This is a genomic window from Streptomyces sp. HB132, assembly GCF_016909575.1.
GTDB lineage: Bacteria > Actinomycetota > Actinomycetes > Streptomycetales > Streptomycetaceae > Streptomyces.
In genome coordinates this window covers 366,195-387,037 of record NZ_JAFBGA010000002.1, presented here as the reverse complement: position 1 = coordinate 387,037, position 20,843 = coordinate 366,195, and the positions used below count along the sequence as shown (strand labels likewise).

At 70.7% G+C, this 20,843-nt stretch carries 15 protein-coding genes; 9 read left to right on the top strand and 6 right to left on the bottom strand.

Annotation, left to right across the window (positions count from 1 at the left end; all coding sequences use genetic code 11):
- Positions 1–62: 62 nt before the first annotated feature.
- The 3 genes from JOC24_RS06020 to JOC24_RS06010 all read right to left on the bottom strand — a co-directional run bounded on the left by JOC24_RS06020 (position 63) and on the right by JOC24_RS06010 (position 3,664).
- A complete protein-coding gene (locus JOC24_RS06020; protein ID WP_099173346.1) occupies positions 63–284 on the bottom strand; it encodes a DUF6458 family protein in 222 nt (73 codons plus the stop codon).
- A gap of 105 nt (positions 285–389) precedes the next feature.
- The gene (locus tag JOC24_RS06015; RefSeq protein ID WP_205019059.1) at positions 390–1,688 is read right to left on the bottom strand and encodes a M18 family aminopeptidase; all 1,299 of its coding nucleotides are present in this window, start codon (positions 1,686–1,688) and stop codon (positions 390–392) included.
- Between the two features lie 149 nt (positions 1,689–1,837).
- The gene (locus JOC24_RS06010) at positions 1,838–3,664 is read right to left on the bottom strand and encodes an acyl-CoA dehydrogenase (RefSeq protein ID WP_205019058.1); all 1,827 of its coding nucleotides are present in this window, start codon (positions 3,662–3,664) and stop codon (positions 1,838–1,840) included.
- 172 nt (positions 3,665–3,836) lie between these two features.
- Between JOC24_RS06010 and JOC24_RS06005 the strand changes: the two genes are divergently transcribed.
- From JOC24_RS06005 to JOC24_RS05995, 3 genes are all read left to right on the top strand, one after another.
- A complete protein-coding gene (locus JOC24_RS06005) occupies positions 3,837–4,277 on the top strand; it encodes an SseB family protein (protein WP_205019057.1) in 441 nt (146 codons plus the stop codon).
- Positions 4,278–4,427: 150 nt separating this feature from the next.
- Positions 4,428–5,384, top strand: coding sequence for a pirin family protein (locus tag JOC24_RS06000; protein WP_205019056.1), 957 nt, complete (start codon positions 4,428–4,430; stop codon positions 5,382–5,384).
- A 363-nt stretch (positions 5,385–5,747) separates the two neighbouring features.
- Positions 5,748–6,824 carry an AI-2E family transporter gene (locus JOC24_RS05995; RefSeq protein WP_205019055.1) on the top strand — a complete coding sequence of 359 codons (1,077 nt, stop codon included), beginning with the start codon at positions 5,748–5,750 and terminating at the stop codon, positions 6,822–6,824.
- On the opposite strand, the gene JOC24_RS05990 is transcribed toward JOC24_RS05995, so the two are convergent.
- Entirely contained in the window at positions 6,819–8,933 is a 2,115-nt protein-coding gene (locus JOC24_RS05990) for an ATP-binding SpoIIE family protein phosphatase (RefSeq protein ID WP_205019054.1), read from the bottom strand. The genes JOC24_RS05995 and JOC24_RS05990 overlap by 6 nt on opposite strands.
- 186 nt (positions 8,934–9,119) lie before the next feature.
- Here JOC24_RS05990 and aspS point away from each other — a divergent pair, with 186 nt between their 5' ends.
- From aspS to JOC24_RS05975, 3 genes are all read left to right on the top strand, one after another.
- Positions 9,120–10,937, top strand: coding sequence for an aspartate--tRNA ligase (gene aspS, locus JOC24_RS05985; RefSeq protein WP_205019053.1), 1,818 nt, complete (start codon positions 9,120–9,122; stop codon positions 10,935–10,937).
- A gap of 159 nt (positions 10,938–11,096) precedes the next feature.
- Positions 11,097–11,996, top strand: a complete 900-nt coding sequence (locus tag JOC24_RS05980; protein ID WP_205019052.1) for an intradiol ring-cleavage dioxygenase — start codon at positions 11,097–11,099, stop codon at positions 11,994–11,996.
- A 219-nt stretch (positions 11,997–12,215) separates the two neighbouring features.
- Positions 12,216–12,977, top strand: a complete 762-nt coding sequence (locus JOC24_RS05975) for a hypothetical protein (protein WP_205019051.1) — start codon at positions 12,216–12,218, stop codon at positions 12,975–12,977.
- 82 nt (positions 12,978–13,059) lie between these two features.
- On the opposite strand, the gene metG is transcribed toward JOC24_RS05975, so the two are convergent.
- Positions 13,060–14,673, bottom strand: coding sequence for a methionine--tRNA ligase (gene metG / locus JOC24_RS05970; RefSeq protein ID WP_205019050.1), 1,614 nt, complete (start codon positions 14,671–14,673; stop codon positions 13,060–13,062).
- A 147-nt stretch (positions 14,674–14,820) separates the two neighbouring features.
- Between metG and JOC24_RS05965 the strand changes: the two genes are divergently transcribed.
- Positions 14,821–15,474, top strand: a complete 654-nt coding sequence (locus tag JOC24_RS05965; RefSeq protein ID WP_205019331.1) for a response regulator transcription factor — start codon at positions 14,821–14,823, stop codon at positions 15,472–15,474.
- A gap of 62 nt (positions 15,475–15,536) precedes the next feature.
- Positions 15,537–16,733: a sensor histidine kinase gene (locus JOC24_RS05960; RefSeq protein ID WP_205019332.1), complete on the top strand. Its 1,197-nt coding sequence runs from the start codon at positions 15,537–15,539 to the stop codon at positions 16,731–16,733.
- On the opposite strand, the gene JOC24_RS05955 is transcribed toward JOC24_RS05960, so the two are convergent.
- Positions 16,667–18,400: a VWA domain-containing protein gene (locus JOC24_RS05955; RefSeq protein WP_205019049.1), complete on the bottom strand. Its 1,734-nt coding sequence runs from the start codon at positions 18,398–18,400 to the stop codon at positions 16,667–16,669. The two genes, JOC24_RS05960 and JOC24_RS05955, sit on opposite strands and share 67 nt — an antisense overlap.
- 291 nt (positions 18,401–18,691) lie before the next feature.
- Between JOC24_RS05955 and JOC24_RS05950 the strand changes: the two genes are divergently transcribed.
- Positions 18,692–20,752, top strand: coding sequence for a PhoX family protein (locus JOC24_RS05950; RefSeq protein ID WP_205019048.1), 2,061 nt, complete (start codon positions 18,692–18,694; stop codon positions 20,750–20,752).
- The last annotated feature ends 91 nt before the right edge of the window (positions 20,753–20,843 follow it).

The window sequence follows — 20,843 nt, the reverse complement described above, 5'->3', positions numbered from 1 at the left end:
CCACGCCGGGCCGACGCGCGGTCACGGACGGCCCGCGGGCGGGAGTCCGACCCGCCGTCAGATCACCGGTAGCGGCGCTCGTCCTCCGATACGACGGTGGTGGTGGGCGGCACGACCATGCGGCGGCGACGCGCGATGCTCACGTAGACGAAGACCCCGACGAGGCCGACGAGCATCATGATCCAGCCGACCAGGTCGACGTTGACGGTATCCATCTCCCAGTCGGTCGCGAACGCCAGAATCGCCCCGGCACCTATCAGGAGAATGCATCCTCCGAGTCCCATGATTTCCGCCTCCTCGACGGCCCGGTGAATCCGGGCCGGTGTACGGGTCGCGTACCCGGCCCGGCAACAACCATGTCCGCGCGGGCGGTTGGGACGGTGGTGGGATCAGCCGGCGAGGAACGCCGCGAGCGCGTTGGCCAGGAGATACGGGTCGTCGGCGCCGCAGAGTTCGCGTGCGCTGTGCATCGAGAGGATCGCCACACCGATGTCGACGGTCCGGATGCCGTGCCGCGCCGCGGTGATGGGGCCGATCGTCGTGCCGCACGGCATCGAGTTGTTGGAGACGAACGTCTGCCAGGGGACGCCCGCCTTCTCGCAGGCGGCGGCGAACACGGCACGTCCGCCGCCGTCGGTCGCGTAGCGCATGTTGACGTTGACCTTGAGGATCGGCCCGCCGTTGGCCACCGGGTGGTGCGTCGGGTCGTGCCGCTCGGCGTAGTTGGGGTGGACGGCGTGGCCGGTGTCCGAGGAGAGGCAGACGGTCCCGGCGAAGGCCCGGGCGCGGTCCTCCAACGAACCGCCGCGGGCGAACACGGAGCGCTCCAGCACCGTGCCGAGCAGCGGGCCGTCGGCACCGGTGTCGGACTGCGAGCCGTTCTCCTCGTGGTCGAAGGCGGCCAGCACGGGGATGTACGGGATCTCGGCGTCCGGCTGCGTGCTCACGGCCGCGAGTGCGGCCGTCGCGGCGTGCACGGAGAGCAGGTTGTCCATGCGGGGGCCGGCGAGCAGCTCACGGTCCCGGCCCAGGTAGGCCGGAGGTTCGACGGGGTGCGGCATGAGGTCCCAGCCGGTGATCTCCGCGGGGTCGAGGCCCGCCTCCTCGGCGACGAAGCGGATGAGGTCGCCCTCCTCGACCTCACCGAGCCCCCAGATCGGCTGCATGTGCTTCTGGCGGTCGAGCTTCAGACCGTCGGGGTTGGCCGACCGGTCCAGGTGCACGGCCAGCTGGGGGACCCTCAGCAGGGGCCGGTCGATGTCGATCAGCCGGTGCGTGCCGTCGCGCAGGGACAGGCGGCCGGCGAGACCGAGGTCCCGGTCGAGCCAGGTGTTCAGGAGCGTCCCGCCGTAGATCTCGACGGCGATCTGGCGCCAGCCGTAGGCACCCGTGTCGGGCAGCGGCTTGACCCGCAGGTTGGGGGAGTCCGTGTGGGCCCCCACGATGCGGAACGGGGTGTGGGCGCCGGCGCCCTCCGGCACGTACCAGGCCACGATCGCACCACCCCGCAGGACGTACTTCCCGCCCTCGGAGCCGTCCCACGCGTCCGTCTCCTCGACCTGCCGGAATCCGGCCTTCTCCAGGCGCGCGGCGGCCGCGGCGACGGCGTGGTACGGGGAGGGCGCGGCCATCAGGAAGGCCATCAGATCGTCGGTGTGCCCGCGGTCGAAGCGGAGGGGAGAGCTCATGTTCCTCACTGTAACGACGGCGGACAGGGGCGATTCACTGTGTGCGGCGGCCCCCCGCGGTCCGTGTCCGGAAAGTTGCCCACGACCACGACGAAGCCGCCGCCCGGAGGGATCCGGGCGGCGGCTTCGTCGTGGTCGGGCCGAGGGGGCTAGAAAGCGGCCTCGTCCAGCTCCATCAGCGAGTTGTCGACGGTCTCGGCCAGCGCGCGCTCCGCGGAGACACCCGGGAGGATGTTCGTGGCGAAGAACTTCGCCGCGGCGATCTTGCCCTGGTAGAAGGCCGCGTCCTTGGCGGAAGCGTTGCGCAGCTTCTCGGAGGCCACGACCGCGCCCTTGAGCAGCAGGTAGCCGACGACGACATCGCCGGAGGCCATCAGCAGGCGGGTGGTGTTGAGGCCCACCTTGTAGATGTTCTTGACGTCCTCGCCGGTCGCGGTGAGGTCGGTGATCATCGTGCCGACGATCGCCTCCAGGTCCACCGCGGCCTTGGCGAGGTTGTCCAGCGAGCCGGACAGCTCCTCGTCGCCCTGGGCGCCCGCGAGGAACTTCTTGATCTCCTCGGAGAGGGCGTTCAGCGAGGCGCCCTGGTCGCGGACGATCTTCCGGAAGAAGAAGTCCTGGCCCTGGATCGCCGTGGTGCCCTCGTACAGGGTGTCGATCTTGGCGTCGCGGATGTACTGCTCGACCGGGTACTCCTGGAGGTAGCCGGAGCCGCCGAAGGTCTGGAGCGACTGGGCGAGCTGCTCGTAGGACTTCTCGGAGCCGTAGCCCTTCACGATCGGGAGCAGCAGGTCGTTGAGGCCGTTGAGCGCCTTGGCGTCCCCGCCCGCGGCTTCCTCGGCCTGGATCGCGTCCTGGACCGAGGCGGTGTACAGCACGAGGGAGCGCATGCCCTCGGCGTACGCCTTCTGCGTCATGAGGGAGCGGCGCACGTCGGGGTGGTGCGTGATGGTGACCTTGGGGGCCGTCTTGTCCATGAACTGCGACAGGTCGGTGCCCTGGACGCGCTCCTTGGCGTACTCCAGCGCGTTGAGGTAACCCGTGGACAGGGCCGCGATGGCCTTCGTGCCGACCATCATGCGGGCGAACTCGATGATGCGGAACATCTGGCGGATGCCGTCGTGCTTGTCGCCGATGAGCCAGCCCTTGGCGGGGTGCTGGTCGCCGAAGGTCATCTCGCAGGTGTTCGACGCCTTGAGGCCCATCTTGTGCTCGACGTTCGTCGCGTACACGCCGTTGCGCCCGGCGAGCTCGCCCGTGGTCCAGTCGAAGTGGAACTTCGGGACCATGAAGAGCGAGAGGCCCTTCGTGCCCGGTCCGGCACCCTCGGGGCGTGCCAGCACGTAGTGGATGATGTTCTCGGACATGTCGTGCTCGCCCGAGGTGATGAAGCGCTTCACACCCTCGATGTGCCAGGAGCCGTCCTCCTGCTCGACCGCCTTGGTGCGGCCGGCGCCGACGTCCGAACCGGCGTCCGGCTCGGTCAGCACCATGGTCGAGCCCCACTGCTTCTCGACGGCGATCTCGGCGATCTTCTTCTGCGCCTCGTTGCCCTCGTCGAAGAGGATGCCGGCGAAGGCGGGGCCGGAGGAGTACATCCAGACGGCCGGGTTGGCGCCGAGCAGCAGCTCCGCGTAGCCCCAGATCAGGGAGCGCGGGGAGGTCGTGCCGCCGATCTCCTCGGGGAGGCCCAGGCGCCAGTACTCGGAGTCCATGAACGCCTGGTACGACTTCTTGAAGGAAGCCGGGACCGGCGCGGTGTTGGTCTCGGGGTCGAAGACCGGCGGGTTGCGGTCGGCGTCGGCGTACGAGTCGGCGAGCTCGTTCTCCGCGAGGCGGGTGACCTCGTCGAGGATGCTCTTCGCGGTGTCGACGTCCATCTCCGCGAACGGACCGGTGCCGTACAGCTTGTCGCGCCCGAGGACCTCGAAGAGGTTGAACTCGATGTCGCGGAGATTCGACTTGTAGTGCCCCATGGGAAGGCTCCGTAATCAATAGCAGTGGCGCGGCAGCGCCCCGTGGAGGAGTGAGGTTCGGGCGACGGACGGCCTGGCGTGGGTATATCACCTGACCCCCACGATGATGCTACCCGTCAGTAATAAGACGCAACCCCTCAAGGCACAGATGTGTCCGATTACTCTTTGCCGCATGTATGGCTACGACCAGAACCCGGGTGCACAGCAGCAGATGGGCGGCGGCTACGGCGAGCAGCCGTTGTACCCCGAGCCCTCGCCGCCGTCCCTGGCCGACGCGGTACGGGCCTTCACGACCGGTTCGCTGTCCGCGGAGGACTTCCAGCAGATCTTCGCCACGGCGAAGGTCTACTGCCCGCGCGGTGACAATCCCGGCTTCCTGGCCCTCCACAACACCCAGCAGCCGGTGATTCCCATGTTCACCACGCTCAAGGAGCTGCGGAGCTACGCGGGCAAGGAGTCCAAGTACTTCGTGATCACCGGGGCCGAGGTGATCGACCTGCTCCCGACCGGCTACGGCTTCGTCCTGGACATGGAGGGCGAACACCGCATGGTCTTCGACGCCAAGGCGGTCGAGCAGATGGTGGACTTCGCGATGCGCCGCATGTACGGCTGAGGAGCGTCCGCCGCCCGAGGCTGCGCGAGGGCCCGCACCGTCCGGTGCGGGCCCTCGTTGCTGTCCGGGGGCACCGGGAATGGATGCCGCCTTGCGGGATGTTCACCGTTCAACTAAATTGGGATCAGAAGACTCCCGGAGGTGGCTCCCATGCCCGCAGTGACCGTCGAAAACCCGTTGACCCTGCCGAAGGTCGCGGTCCAGGCCGAGGCCGTGGCCCGTCCCGTGCTGACCGTCACGACCGCACCGAGCGGTTTCGAGGGCGAGGGGTTCCCGGTGCGGCGCGCCTTCGCCGGGATCAACTACCGGCACCTCGACCCGTTCATCATGATGGACCAGATGGGTGAGGTGGAGTACGCCGCGGGCGAGCCGAAGGGGACTCCCTGGCACCCGCACCGCGGCTTCGAGACCGTCACGTACATCATCGACGGAAGCTTCATCCACCAGGACAGCAACGGTGGCGGTGGCTCCATCGAGAACGGCGACACCCAGTGGATGACGGCCGGCTCCGGCCTTCTCCACATCGAGACGCCGCCCGAGGCCCTCGTCATGTCCGGCGGCCTCTTCCACGGCCTCCAGCTCTGGGTGAACCTGCCCAAGTCCGACAAGATGATGGCGCCGCGCTACCAGGACATCCGTGGCGGTCAGGTGCAGCTCCTCGCCTCCCCGGACGGCGGCGCGCTGCTGCGCGTCATCGCCGGTGAGCTCGACGGCCACGAGGGCCCGGGCATCACGCACACCCCGATCACGATGGTGCACGCGACGGTCCGGCCGGGGGCCGAGGTCACACTGCCCTGGCGCGAGGACTTCAACGGCCTCGCGTACGTCCTCGCCGGGCGCGGCAGTGTCGGTGTGGAGCGCCGCCCCGTCCACACCGGCCAGACCGCCGTCTTCGGCAAGGGGTCCTCGCTGACCGTCCGCGCCGACGAGGCGCAGGACGGCCACACGCCGGACCTGGAGGTCGTGCTGCTCGGCGGGCGTCCGATCCGTGAGCCCATGGCGCACTACGGACCGTTCGTCATGAACACCCAGGACGAGCTGAAGCAGGCCTTCGAGGACTTCCAGAAGGGCCTGCCGGGCACCGTTCCCGCCGTGCACGGGATGTAGCGGAGCTTCGGCGCGGACGGCTGCCGCACGTAGCGGCAGCCGTCCCTCCGGGGGCGGTGGCCGAGGTGGCGGACGCCGTCCGCGCCGCCGATGCGGATCACCACCCCGTCCGTGCCCCGGCAGGGGCGTACGGCGCCGGAGCGGTGCCGGTTCCGCGCAACCGCGCCGTTCTGCGGAGGTGTTGGCCGCGGTGACGTCACGTCGGGCCCGCACCGTGCGGGACCGACGCGTCCAGGGGATCCCCGGACGGCGGGGCGCGTTCTCCCGGCGGGCAGACGTGTGTGACGTGGCGTCCGGCGGGCGGCGTCACCCGTACGCCCCTGGGGAAGGGACACCACTCCCGGCCCGTGATCGGGTGGGAGGGTGCCTACCCGCAAGCCCCTCCTGCCCGACGTGGCGCGGCGGACGGCCGCCTGGTGCGGCGTCCTGCTCCTGGCCGCCGGTGTCGCGGCGGTGGCCATCTGGCTGTGCGTCGCACTCAAGACGGCCGTCACCCCCGTCCTGCTGGCGCTGCTCGGCACGGCGCTGCTCGGGCCCGTCCAGCGCTGGCTGACCGCCCACAGGGTGAACCGGTCCGTGGCGGCCGGGCTCACCTGCGCCGCGCTCGTCGCGGTGGTCGGGGGCGCCGGCTACATCGTCGTCACCGCGCTCGTCAACAGCGGCGACCAGATCGTGGACTCGCTGAAGGACACCGCGCAGTGGGTCATCGACCACTTCGACATCGCGGGCGTCGCCGATGTGGACGATCTCGCGGACAACGCCAAGAACCTCGTCGGAAAGTTCGGCGCCAGTGCGGCGGGCGGACTGCTCAGCGGGATCAGCCTCATCGGGTCGCTCGTGGCCACGAGCGTGCTGGCGCTGCTGCTGACCTTCTTCTTCCTCCGCGACTCCGACCGGGCCGCGAATCTCGCCCACAGCATCGCCCCGCGCGGCACGGGTGACCTCGTGGAAGCCATGGGGCGCAGGGCCTTCGAGGCTGTCGAGGGGTTCATGCGCGGGACCACCTTCATCGCCCTGATCGACGCGCTGTGCATCACGGTGGGCCTGCTGATCCTGCGGGTGCCGGGTGCGGCCGGACTCGGTGCGCTGGTGTTCGTCGGCGCCTACATCCCCTACCTGGGGGCGTTCCTCTCCGGCGCCGTCGCCGTGCTCGTCGCGCTCGCGGACCGGGGCTTCGTCATCGCGCTCTGGGTGCTGGGGGTGGTGCTCGCCGTGCAGGTGCTGGAGGGCCATGTGCTGCAGCCCGTCATCCAGAGCCGGACCGTCCAGATGCACCCCGCCATGATCATGATCGCGCTGACCGCGGGTGCGAGCGTCGCGGGGCTGCTGGGCATGCTGCTGGCGGTGCCTCTGTGCGCCGCGGCCTTCGGGGTGATCGGAGAACTCCGCAAGGGGTACGGGGCCGGCGACGACGGGCCCGCTGTTCCCGGGAGTTCATGAGCCGGCGAAGACGCTCGGCTCCGCCGACTCGTACAGCTCGAACCAGATCGACTTCCCCTCGCCCCTCGGGTCCACCCCCCACGCGTCGGCGAGCATCTCCATCAGCAACAGCCCCCGGCCGCTGGACGCCATCTCCCCCGGCCGCCGCTTGTGCGGCAGCTCGTCGCTGGCGTCGGCCACCTCGACGCGCAGCCGCCGCTCGCCCCGCTCACCCGTCACCTCCGCCACGAGCAGCGCGTCCCCGTCCGTGTGCACGAGCACGTTCGTGGACATCTCGGAGACCATCAGCTCCGCGGAGTCGACCTGCTCCGCGTCCGCCCAGTCGTGCAGCAGCTCCCGCAGCTGCTGCCGGGCGGCCGCGACGCGCTCGGGCTCCGCCTGGGCGATGGTCATGGCCGAGCGCCGCCCCGGGGTCCTGCGGGTGCGCAGTCCGTCGCGGCGCAGCAGCAGCACCGCGATGTCGTCCTCCCGGCGGTCCACCAGCGGTCCGGTCGTGTAGTGCGAGCCCGGACCGTGCACCGCCTGTACGAGGGCGTCGGCGAGCTCCTCCAGATCCTCGGCGGGCTTCTCCAGGACGGGCTTCAGCCTGGTCCATCCCGTGGCCATGTCGTGTCCGCCGGTCTCGATGAGCCCGTCCGTGCACAGCATGATCGTCTCGCCTGGCCCCAGGACGACGCGGGTCGTCGGGTAGTCGGCGTCCTTCTCCACGCCCAGGGGCAGCCCTCCGGCCGTCTGCCGGATCACCGCGGTGCCGTCGACGCTGACGACCACGGGGTCGGGGTGGCCCGCCCGTGCGACGTCGAGGGTCCCGGTCTCGGGGTCGGCCTCCGCGTAGAGGCAGGTCGCGAAGCGCGTCGCGTCGGACGGCTCCTCGCCGTCGGCCAGGTCGTACGTCTCCGTCAGCCCCGACAGGAAGCGGGAGGCGCGGGAGAGCACGGCGTCCGGCCGGTGCCCCTCGGAGGCGTACGCGCGCAGCGCGATCCGCAGCTGGCCCATCAGGCCCGCCGCCCGCACGTCGTGGCCCTGGACGTCGCCGATGACGAGGGCGATACGGCCGTTGGGGAGCGGGATCGCGTCGTACCAGTCGCCGCCGACCTGGAGTCCGCCTCCCGTCGGGATGTAGCGGGCGGCGACCGCCAGCCCGGGCACCCCGGGTCCCAGGGACGGTCTCATCGCCCTCTGGAGGCCCAGCGACAGCTCACGCTCGGTCTCGGCGGCACCGGCGCGGGTCAGGGCCTGGGCGAGCATCCTGGCCACCGTCGTCAGCACGGAGCGCTCGTCGGGCGAGAAGGCCACGCTGTGCCGGAACCCGGCCATCCAGGCGCCCATGGTGATTCCCGACGAGATCAGCGGCAGGAACGCCCAGGAGCGGCGGCCGAAGTCACGCGCGAGGGGCCAGGTCGCCGGGAAGCGCTGCCGGTACTCCTCGGGCGACGCCAGATAGATGGCCTGCCCGGTGCGTACGACCTCGGCGGCCGGATAGTCCGTCCGCAGGGGCATGTCGGTGAACGGCTTCTCGTCCCCGACGTTGTGCCCGTGGTGCCCGACGACCGTCAGCCGTTCTCCCGAGACCCCGAAGACGGCGAGCCCGTCGGGCGAGAAGCCGGGCATGGAGAGTGAACCGGCGACCCGCAGCACCTCCTCGGTGGACCCCGCCTCGGCCAGCGCCCGCCCGGCGTCCAGCAGGAACGCTTCGCGCGAACGTCGCCAGTCGCCCGTGAGAGGGGTCTGCGCCGCCGAAGCGTCCGGGGGCTGTGCGACCTCCTGGAGGATGCCCATCAGTACGTACTGGTGGCGGCCGGGCGAGTCGACCGGGACCGGCTTCGACCGGCTTCGCACCGTCCGCACCACCACGCCGTGCTCGTCCACGATCCGCAGGCGCGCCTCGGCGACGGTGTCCTCGGCGACGGCGAAGTTCACCACGCCGTCGATCTCGTTCCAGTCGGCGGGGTGGAAGCGGGGACGCACCTCGTCGCCGGGGCGTACGACGGGCTCGGCGGGCAGTCCCAGCAGCCGGGCCGCCTCGGCGTCGAGCGAGACCGTGCCCGCGGAGCTGTCCCAGCTCCACAGCCCCGTCCCGATCGCAGCCAGGATCTCCTCGGTACGCATTGCCCCACTTTAGGAAGATGTTCTCGACGGTCGCCACCGAGGGACGGCCTCCGGAGGCCGTCCTCCGGAGGCCGCCGGGCACGTCGCGGAAGACCGTGCGGCAACAATGGCAATGAAGCGGTGCGTCCACGGGCGGTAGCCTGGGGTGTCAATCCACCCCGAACCGCGAAGACTGGATGAACGACGATGCATCGGTACAGGTCCCACACCTGCGGCGAGCTCCGCGCCTCTGACGTCGGCTCCGACGTCCGGCTGAGCGGCTGGCTGCACAATCGCCGAGACCTGGGTGGCATCCTCTTCATCGATCTGCGCGACCACTACGGTCTGGTGCAGCTCGTCGCCCGCCCCGGCACCCCCGGCAACGAGGCGCTGTCGAAGCTGACCAAGGAGACCGTCGTCCGGATCGACGGCAAGGTCTCGGCGCGTGGCGCCGACAACGTCAACCCGGAGCTCCCGACCGGTGAGATCGAGATCGAGGTCACCGAGGTCGAGGTGCTGGGCGAGGCCGCCCCGCTGCCCTTCACCATCAACGCGGAGGACGGGGTCAACGAGGAGCGGCGCCTCGAGTACCGCTTCCTCGACCTGCGCCGCGAGCGCATGCACCGCAACATCATGCTGCGTTCGTCCGTCATCGCCTCCATCCGTTCCAAGATGGTGGCCCTCGGATTCAACGAGATGGCGACCCCGATCCTCGCCGCGACGTCCCCCGAGGGCGCCCGCGACTTCGTGGTCCCGTCCCGCCTGAACCCGGGCAAGTTCTACGCCCTTCCGCAGGCGCCGCAGCAGTTCAAGCAGCTGCTGATGATCTCCGGCTTCGACCGCTACTTCCAGATCGCGCCGTGCTTCCGCGACGAGGACGCACGCGCCGACCGCTCGCCGGGCGAGTTCTACCAGCTCGACGTCGAGATGTCGTTCGTCGAGCAGGAGGACGTCTTCCGGCCGATCGAGAAGCTCATGACCGAGCTCTTCGAGGAGTTCGGCAACGGCCGCCACGTGACCTCGCCCTTCCCGCGCATCCCGTTCCGTGAGTCGATGCTGAAGTACGGCAACGACAAGCCGGACCTGCGGGCCCAGCTGGAGCTCGTGGACATCTCCGACATCTTCGCGGACTCGGAGTTCAAGGCCTTCGCCGGCAAGCACGTCCGCGCCCTCCCGGTGCCGGACACCGCGGGCCAGTCCCGGAAGTTCTTCGACGGCCTCGGTGCGTACGCGGTCGAGCACGGCGCCAAGGGCCTCGCCTGGGTCCGCGTCGGCGAGGACGGCACGCTGGCGGGTCCGATCGCCAAGTTCCTCACCGAGACGGACACCAAGACCCTCACCGAGCGTCTTTCCCTCGTCCCCGGCCACGCCGTCTTCTTCGGCGCGGGCGAGTTCGACGAGGTCTCCAAGATCATGTCCGTCGTCCGCGTCGAGGCCGCCAAGCGCGCCGGCCACTTCGAGGAGGGCGTCTTCCGCTTCTGCTGGATCGTCGACTTCCCGATGTACGAGAAGGACGAGGACACCGGGAAGATCGACTTCTCGCACAACCCGTTCTCCATGCCCCAGGGCGGCATGAAGGACCTGGAGGAGAAGGACCCGCTCGACATCCTGGCGTGGCAGTACGACATCGTCTGCAACGGCATCGAGCTGTCCTCCGGCGCCATCCGTAACCACGAGCCCGAGGTCATGCTGAAGGCCTTCGCGATCGCCGGTTACGAGGCGGAGACCGTCGAGAGGGAGTTCGCGGGCATGCTGCGCGCGTTCCGCCTCGGCGCCCCGCCGCACGGTGGCATCGCCCCGGGCGTTGACCGCATCGTGATGCTGCTGGCCGACGAGCCCAACATCCGCGAGACGATCGCCTTCCCGCTCAACGGCAACGCCCAGGACCTGATGATGGGCGCCCCGAGCGAGCTCGACGAGACCCGCCTGCGCGAGCTGAACATCCAGCTCCGCAAGCCCGTCGCGACGACGAAGGACAAGGCGGAGGCCAAGGACTCCGTGGCGAGGGACACCGGCGCGAAGTAGGCGTCGGCGGTTCCGCTCCGGTTCCACGTGAAACAGTCCCCGGCCACCCGGCCGGGGACTGTTTCACTTCCCGGCGCTGCCGGTGGCGATGTCATGCGCACAGGAACGCACAGCTGACACCCATGTTCCTGCCAGCTGGGCTCCCTAACCTCTCGCGTCATGACAGAGAACCAGGGACCCGCGCACAAGAAGGACTTGACCCGACGCCGGGTGATCCTCGCCGGTGGGGCGGTCGTGGCAGCCGCGACGGTCGGGGCCGGGGTCGCCGCCACCGCCTCGGCCGACGAGGAGAGCAGCGCTGCGGCCGGCGAGGCGTGCTACCGGCTGACCTCGGAAACCACCGAGGGCCCGTACTACATCGACGCCGACAGGATCCGGAAGGACATCACGGAGGACAAGGAGGGCATCCCGCTGACCCTGCGTCTGAAGGTGATCGACTCCGACACCTGCAAGCCGCTGAAGAGGGCGGCCGTCGACATCTGGCACTGCGACGCCCTGGGGATCTACTCCGGCTACGAAAGCATGAGCCAGGGCGGCCCCGGCGGCGGCACCCCGCCGAGCGGAACCCCCACGGACGCACCGACCGGAACCCCCACCGGGACACCGCCTTCCGGTGGCCCGGGCGGCGGCGGGGGCCACAGCGAACCCACCGATGAGGAGCGCTATCTGCGGGGTACCCAACTCACCGACCAGCACGGGTACGTGGAGTTCACGACGCTCTTCCCCGGCTGGTACCAGGGCCGCGCCGTGCACATCCACACCAAGGTGCACGTCGGGGGCAAGATGACCGACGCCGGGTACGAGGGCGGGCACACCTGCCACACCGGCCAGTTCTTCTTCGCCGAGTCGGCGGTCCTCGACTCCGCCGAGGAAGAGCCGTACTCGACGAGCACCACCACCCGGACGACCCTGACCGAGGACACCGTCTACGACCGGAGCGGTGTGACGGGCGGGCTGCTGAAACTCTCGTACCGCAAGGGAAAGATGGCACGTGGCGTGGTCGGGTCGATCACCATGGGTGTCGACCCGGACGGCACCCACGACGGCACCGGCCTCTAGGGATACGGAAGCCCCCGGGGCAGGGCCCGGAACCGCGGCGTACCAGCGCGACGGTTCCGGGCTCTTCCTGCGTACGGGTGGACCATGTGGGACTTTGCGGACCTCGGGCACCCGAACCGGGTACATCCCGATGGCCCCCGGTTCCGGTCCGGCTCCGTCGGGCCCGGCAAGGACTGGCACGGGAAGTGCTCGTCCGCCCTCACCGAGGAGTTCCGCACCGTGTCCGTCACGCGTCGCCCGTACGCCCTGCTCGTCGTCCTGTTCCTGCTCGTCATCGGCTGTTCCGCAGGAGCGGTGCAGACTACCGACCCGGCCGGGCCCCGCGCTGCGGCAGGCCCCGGTGCCTCGGCCGGGCAGCCTTGGTCCGTGGAACCACTCCGCCATCCTGCGGAGATTCCGGATCTCGGTCCGCAGACCCGGGCGCAGATCCCTGCGGAGGCCCGGCAAGCCGTCGTGGTGACCGGGCAGGGCCCCGATTCGAACCGCTCCGAGGTGGTGCTCTACGACCTCGACGACCCCGCCCTCGGCTGGAGACCCGGGGCAGGCCCCTGGCCCGCCCACAACGGCATGGAGGGCTGGACGGACCACCATCTCGCGGACGACCTCAGGTCCCCCGCGGGGGTCTTCGGCCTCACCGACGCGGGCGGACGACTGCCCGACCCGGGCGCGCTGCTCCCGTACGACGAACAGTCCCGCTTCGCGGTGAGCGGCGAGGGCTTCCTGGGGGAGCCGCTCGAAGGCTCCTTCGACTACGTCGTCGCCATCAACTACAACCGCACCCCCGGCACCAGTCCGCTGGACCGTACCCGGCCGCTCGGCGCGGAGCGGGGCGGCGGCATCTGGATCCACGTGGACCACGGCGGCCCCACCCAGGGGTGCGTCTCGCTGACCGAGGACCGGATGCGCGAACTCCTGCTCACCCTGGATCCCGCCAAGTACCCCGTGATCGTGATGGGGGACGCCGCATCCCTGGCCCGGTGAACCGGGGAAATCGCACCGGGACGAGCCAGGAGCCCGGGCCCCGTTGTCTCCGGGGCCCGGGCTCCTGCGCCGTGTGCGCCGCTTACGCGGGCTTCTCCTCCAGGCGGGGGAACAGCACCGCACCCTTCGTCACCGTGGAGCCGACGGGCAGCCGGCCCCAGTCGCCCGCGTCCTGCACCCGCTGGTCGGCCAGGGCGCCCAGGGACGCCTCGGCGCCCAGGGAGTCCCACAGCTTCTGCGAGGTGTCCGGCATCACCGCGTTGAGCAGGACCGCGACGCCGCGCAGCGACTCGGCCGCCGTGTACAGGATGGTCGCCAGCCGGGCCTGGCCCTCGGGCGAGGTGTCCTTGGCGACCTTCCACGGCTCCTGCTCCGTGATGTAGCCGTTGACCTGCTTCACGAAGTCGAAGACCGCCAGGATGCCGCCCTGGAAGTCCAGCTCCTCGCCGATCTTCTGATCGGCGGAGGCGACCGCCCGGGCCAGGCCCTCCTGGACCGCGCGCTCGGCGTCACCGGCCGCCGTGGCCTCCGGGAGCGCGCCGCCGAAGTACTTGCCGACCATGGCCGCGACGCGCGAGGCGAGGTTGCCGTAGTCGTTGGCCAGCTCCGAGGTGTAGCGGGCGCTGAAGTCCTCCCAGGAGAAGGAGCCGTCGCTGCCGTACGCGATGGCCCGCAGGAAGTACCAGCGGTACGCGTCCACGCCGAAGTGCGAGGTCAGGTCCTGCGGCTTGATGCCGGTCAGGTTCGACTTGGACATCTTCTCGCCGCCGACCATCAGCCAGCCGTTGGCGACGACCTTGCCGGGGACCGGCAGGCCCTGCGCCATCAGCATCGCCGGCCAGATGACCGAGTGGAAGCGCAGGATGTCCTTGCCGATCAGGTGCACGTCCGCCGGGAAGGTGCCGTCGAACTTCTCCTGGTTGGCGCCGTAGCCGACCGCCGTCGCGTAGTTGAGCAGCGCGTCGATCCACACGTAGATGACGTGCTTCGGGTCCCACGGCACCGGGACGCCCCAGTCGAACGTGGAGCGCGAGATCGACAGGTCCTGCAGACCCTGCTTCACGAAGTTCACGATCTCGTTGCGGGCCGACTCGGGCTGGATGAAGCCCGGGTTGGCCGCGTAGAACTCCATGAGCTTCGGGCCGTACTCGCTCAGCTTGAAGAAGTAGTTCTCCTCCTTGAGGAGCTCCACCGGCTTCTTGTGGATCGGGCACAGCTTCGTGCCGTCCTCGGACTCGATCAGGTCGCCGGGGAGCTTGTACTCCTCGCAGCCGACGCAGTACGGGCCTTCGTACCCGCCCTTGTAGATCTGGTCCTTGTCGAACAGGTCCTGCACGAACTCCTGCACACGGTCGGTGTGCCGCTTCTCCGTCGTGCGGATGAAGTCGTCGTTCGCGATGTCGAGGTGCTCCCAGAGGGGCTTCCAGGACTCCTCGACGAGCTTGTCGCACCAGGCCTGGGGGGTGACGTTGTTCGCCTCGGCCGTGCGCATGATCTTCTGACCGTGCTCGTCCGTGCCGGTGAGGTACCACACCTTCTCGCCGCGCTGGCGGTGCCAGCGGGTGAGCACGTCGCCTGCGACGGTCGTGTAGGCGTGGCCCAGGTGAGGAGCGTCGTTGACGTAGTAGATGGGGGTCGATACGTAGAAACTCTTCACGCCGTCGCCCCCTTGCTTCTCGGATCCAGTGGCCGCCATGGTCGAAATCCTAACGGTCCGTGGAAGATCCACTCACATCGACAAGGACCGCCCCGGCCGCGGAGAGCTTTGCGAAACATGCCTTCCCGTACCAAAGACGCATCCTGGGAGGAGTGGGCACGCGTGCACGAGGCAGGGGACAACACGATGCGGGTACTGGTCGCCGAGGACGAGGAGATCCTGGCGGAGCTGGTGGCGACCGGGCTGCGGCGGGCGGGATTCGCCGTCGACACCGTGTACAGCGGGGACGCGGCGCTCGCCTATCTGGGGCTGCACGACTACGACGTCGTCGTCCTGGACCGTGACCTGCCCCGGGTGCACGGCGACGACGTGGCCCGCAGGCTCGTCTCCGCCGGGTCGCGCACCAGGATCCTGATGCTCACCGCCTCCGGAACCACGGAGGACCGGGTGGAAGGGCTCGACCTCGGAGCCGACGACTACGTGAGCAAACCCTTCGAATTCCCAGAACTGGTGTCCCGCGTGCGCGCCCTGCGACGGCGCAGCGCCCGGCCCGTGCCGCCGCAGCTGGAGAGGCACGGCATCCGGCTCGACAGTGTGCGCCGGGCCGCCACCCGGGACGGGCGGGACCTGGACCTGTCGCCGAAGGAGTTCACCGTGCTGCAGCTGCTGCTGGAGGCCGACGGCGGCACGGTCAGCGCGGAGGAGCTGCTGGAGCGGGCCTGGGACGCCAACGCCGACCCGTTCACGGGCGCTGTGCGCGTCTGCATGAGCAAGCTGCGCGCCAAGCTGGGGGAACCGGCGCTGATCCGCACCGTGCAGGGCGTCGGGTACGCCCTGTGAACCGGCTGCTGAGGCTGGTGCGGGCGACCGGGCCCGAGCAGGTCCGGCACTCGACGATCCGGATGCGGATCGCCCTCGTGTACGGAGGGGTCTTCCTCATCCTCGGTACGGCGCTGCTCGCCACGGTCAATCTGGCCTCGCGTGCCGGTACGGACTCGCAGGCACGCGCCATCGCCACGTCCGCCGCGGTCGCCCAGCCGGGCTTCGCGGTCAACGGCCCCCTGCACCGGCGTGGGCTCGTCGGCCCGCCCACGGTCTACGACGTCACCGACGACGTCAGCGATGCGGCGAGCCGGGAACTCCTGTACTGGTCGGTCGCCGCGCTGCTCGTCATGACGGGGTGCGCGGTCGGCGTCGGCTGGTGGACGGCGGGGCGGGTGCTGCGGCCCGTGCACGCCATGACCGCGAAGGCGCGGCGGCTCTCCGAACACACCCTGCACGAGCGGATCGCCTCCAGTGGTCCCGACGACGAGCTGAAGGAGCTGGGGGAGACGCTGGACTCGCTGCTGGCGCGGCTGGAGAAGGCGTTCGACAGCCAGCGGCGGTTCATCGCCAACGCCTCGCACGAGCTGCGGACCCCACTGGCCACCCAGCGGGCCGCGATCCAGGTGGGCCTCGACGATCCGTCGCCGCAGGACCTCGCACGGACCCGGCAGACGCTTCTGGACAACAACCGGCGCAGCGAACGGCTCATCGAGGGCCTGCTGGTGCTGGCGCGCAGCGAAGGTGGGCTGGCGCAGAGCGAGCGCACGGCGGTCGACCTGGCTCGGGTGGTCGCGGAGGAGGCCGCCCGGCCCCTGTCGGCGGCGGAACGGGTGTCGGCGTCCGGCCCGGAGATCACGGTCGCGTCCGGCCCCTGCCTCGTCCGCGGGAACCGGCAGCTGCTCGCGCAGCTGGTGGCGAATCTGCTGTCCAACGCGGTGCGGTACAACGTGCCCGGCGGGCGGGTGGAGGTGTCACTGTCGGCGGACGGGGTCCTGGTGGTCCGTAACACCGGACCCGTGGTGGCCGAGGGGGACATCGCCGGGTTCTTCCAGCCGTTCCGGCGCGGTGAGGGGCGGGACCGGATGGGACAGGGCTCGGGGCTCGGCCTGTCGATCGTGCGTTCCATCGCGGTGGCCCACGGCGGTACGGCCACGGCGGCACCCGGCCCGGAGGGCGGGCTCGCCGTGACCGTACAACTGCCGGTGGATCAGTCCTCCGCGACGAATCCTCGAGCGGTGGCCCAGGTGGGGAGTCCGGCGAGTACCTCGCGGTAGAACGTCGCGTCCGGCACCTCGCGCGGGGCGGGGCCCGCGTGGAAGAAGCCGGCGTTCTCGACGTCCAGCCTGCGCAGGAAGTCGAACGCCTTCGCGTCCTCGTCGCCGAACGCGACGAACTGGAAGAACAGCGGCAGCCGTGCCGCGTCCGCCAGTGCCTGCTTGGCCGCCACCTTGGCGTCCGGGGCGCCGTCCGTCTGGAAGACCACCAGGGCCGGGCCCGTGGCACCGGACTTCTCGTAGTGCGCGACGATCTCCTCGACGGCCCGGTGGTAGTTCGTACGGCCCAGGCGGCCGAGGCCCGCGTTCAGCTCGTCGATCCGGCCGTCGTGGGCGGTGAGGTCGATCGCCCCGGTGCCGTCGATGTCGGTCGAGAAGAAGACGACGGGCACGGTCGCGGTCGCGTCGAGGTGCGCGGCCAGCGCCAGGGTGCGGTCGCCCAGGTGCTGGGCGCTGCCGTCCTTGTAGAACGGCCGCATGGACCCGGACCGGTCGAGCACCAGATACACGGTGGCACGCAGCCCGGTCAGCCCGTGGGCCTTGAGCCCGGCCTCAGCGGCCTTGTACGGCGCGACGAGCCCGGGCGCCGCCGCCTTGACCCGGGCGAGGGTGACGGCGGGCTTCCCGGTGGGGGCGGCAGCCTCGGGGGTGGGGGCGGGTGCGGCGACCGGCTCGGCGACGGTGGCGACCGGCTCGGCGACGGGCTGGGCGGTGGCCGCCGGTTCGGGTGCGGTGACCGGCTCGGGAGCCGCCACCGGCTCGGCGACGGGCTCGGCTGTGGCGGGCTCGGGCGCGGCCGGCGGTTCTGCCTTCTGTGCCTTCGGCACGGCTTCCGGCTCGGACGCGGCGACCGGCTCCGGCACGGCTTCCGGCTCGGACGCGGCGACCGGCTCCGGCACGGCTTCCGGCTCGGACGCGGCGGCGGGCTCGGCGGCGGGCTCGGTCTTCGGCTCGGCTGCCGCCTCGGCGACAGGCGTCTCAGCAGCAGGCGCGTCGGCAGCGGACGCGTCAGTGACGGAGGCCTCGGCAGCGGGCGCGTCGGTCGTGTCCTCGACAGGCGTTCCGTCAGCAGGCGCCTCAGTGGTGGCAGGCTCCTCGACCGCAGGTGACGCCTCCGGCGCTACGCCGGAGGCCGGAGCTGTCTCGGCCGCGGCCTCCGCCTCTTCCCCCGCGGGCCCGGCCTTCTCCGTCACCGGTTCGACCGCCACGACAGGTGCCGCGACGGACGCCGTCCCGGCCTCCGGCTCCGGGTCCATGTCGATCGTGATCGGTGCCACGACGACCGGTTCGGGCTCGGCGGCGGACTCGGCGGCCGTGTCGCTCCCGGCGCCCGCGGTGTCCGCAGCCGCCTCCGGGTCCGACCCCTGGGCCGGAACCCTCGGCGCGGGCGTGGCGCTCGACGTGTCCGCGGAGGCCGCGGTCGTCTTGTCGAATGCCGCAGCCACCAGGTCCGACGCCTGGCCGCTGTCGTGCTCGGCGCCGGCCGAGCGGTCCGAGGAGGCCGGGGCCGGTACCGAGGCCTTCGCGGGCTCGGCCGCCGAGGTGGCGGTCTCCGGCTCCGTCTCCGTGGGCTGGGTGCGCTCGGCCTGGGGCGGGACGGTGGCCGTGGTCGGCTCGTCCTGCTCCGTCCGGCCGAACACCTTACGCAGCAAGCTCCGAATGCCCATGGGCGAGGCCTTTCGCATGAGTTGGTTGCAATAAATGTCCGTACTGCGGGAATTGATCCCTGGCCAGGGCGGATACGTAAGGTTAGCGGCCGGATCCGGCCGTTCGGTGGCGCGGCCCGCCCCTGTGTCAACCGAGCTCCAACCGAGTCGTCACCGAGTCCTGGACGGCGGCCCGGACGGCCGGGAGCGCATCGGTGTCCCGGACTTCACCCTCTGTTCACCGGCCGTCCCACGTACGGCGTGGATACGCACCTACCGTCACGCGTGACACACAGACGGAGGGACGAAAACGTGCGCGATCTGCTGCCGCTCATCGGCTCGCACCCGGGCGGGCGCTCTGCGCTGACCTGCCGCTACCGCTGCGGTGACGCCTGCTTCCAGGAGGTCCCCAACACCAGCGACAACGAGTACGCCGGCGACATCATCGCCGGTGCCCTGTCACGCCGTTCGCTGATGCGCGCCGCCGCCGTGGTCACCGTGGCCACCGCCGCCGGGACCGCCGCTCTCGCCGGCCCGACGGCGCCGGCCGCCGAGGCGGCGCCGCTCGCCGGCCGTCCCGGCGGAAAGCCGAAGCCCACCCCTTCGGGCGCCCGGGGCCTGCGCTTCACCGCCGTGGCGCCCAACAAGGACGACCGGGTCACGATCCCCGACGGCTACGGCCAGAACGTGGTCATCCGCTGGGGCGAACCGATTCTGCGCGGCGCTCCCGCCTTCGACCCGGACAAGCAGTCCGCCAAGGCGCAGGCGGGCCAGTTCGGTTACAACAACGACTTCCTCTCCCTGCTCCCCCTCCGCGGTGAGCGCGGCCGTCAGGTGCTGGTCGCCAACCACGAGTACACGGACGAGATCCTGATGTTCCGTGGATACGATCCGGCCAGTCCGACCCGTGAGCAGGTCGAGATCGCCTGGGCGGCGCACGGACTCTCCGTGGTGGTCGTCCAGGAGGAGAACCGCACCGGCAAACTCGCGCCGGTCAGCCGCCACCCGCTGAACCGCCGTCTCACCGCGACCAGCGAATTCCGCGTCACCGGCCCGGCCGCCGGCAGCCCGTTGCTCCGCACCTCCGCGGACCGCACCGGCCGCAAGGTGCTCGGGACGCTGAACAACTGCGCCGGCGGCACCACGCCGTGGGGCACCACGCTGCACGGCGAGGAGAACTTCAACCAGTACTTCGCCAACGGTTCGAGCGACACCGACAAGCGGTACGGCATCGGCACGGCCGCGACCGAGCGCAAGTGGGAGCGGTTCGACAAGCGCTTCGACCTGGCACAGGAGCCCAACGAGGCGCACCGCTTCGGCTGGGTCGTCGAGCTGGACCCGTACGACCCCGACTCGACGCCCCGCAAGCGGACCGCGCTCGGCCGGTTCAAGCACGAGGCCGCGCAGCCCCGGCTGACCGCCGACGGGCGCCCGGTGGTCTACATGGGCGACGACGAACGGTTCGACTACTTCTACAAGTTCGTCTCCAGCAAGCGGATGAGGAAGGGGAACTCGAGGGCGGACAGGGAGCACAACCTGACGCTGCTGGACGAGGGGACGCTGTACGTCGCCAAGCTGACCGGCGACTCCCCGGCCGCGGAGCTCGACGGCACGGGCAAGCTCCCCTCGGACGGCGAGTTCGACGGCAGCGGCGTCTGGATCCCGCTCGCCACGGGCACCACCTCGCACGTCCCGGGCATGACGGCCGAGGAGGTGTACGTCTTCACCCGGCTGGCCGGTGACAAGGTCGGCGCGACGAAGATGGACCGCCCCGAGGACGTCGAGCCCTCGCCGCGCACCGGCCGGGTCTACGTCGCCCTGACGAACAACACCGACCGCGGCAAGGCGGGCAAGGCCGGCGCGGACGAGGCGAACCCGCGCAACGCCAACAAGCACGGCCAGATCCTGGAGCTCGCGGAGCACTGGGACGACCCGGCGGGCGACGGGTTCGCCTGGCGGCTCTTCCTCGTCGCGGGGGACCCGGAGGACCCGGCGACGTACTTCTCCGGCTTCCCCAAGGAGAAGGTCAGCCCCATCTCCTGCCCGGACAACGTGGCCTTCGACGACCACGGCAATCTGTGGATCTCCACGGACGGCAACCAGCTCGGCTCGCACGACGGACTGTTCGGCGTGGCGACGCAGGGCGAACGACGCGGGGAGCTCCGGCAGTTCCTGACCGTCCCGACCGGGGCGGAGACCTGTGGCCCGGTGATTCAGGACCGCCGCGTGCTCGTCGCCGTGCAGCACCCCGGCGAGGTCGACGGCGCCTCCGTCGAGAAGCCGGCCAGCACCTGGCCCGACGGGCCGGGCAGGATCGTCCGCCCCTCGGTCGTCGCCGTCTGGCGCAAGGACGGCGGCGACATCGGCGTCTGAACCGGAAGCCCTCCTGCGGCCTGTGTCCGTGCGGTGCGTGCCCGATGGGCGTCCGATGGGCGTCGTCCGGATGTGCCCGGGGGGAACCGCC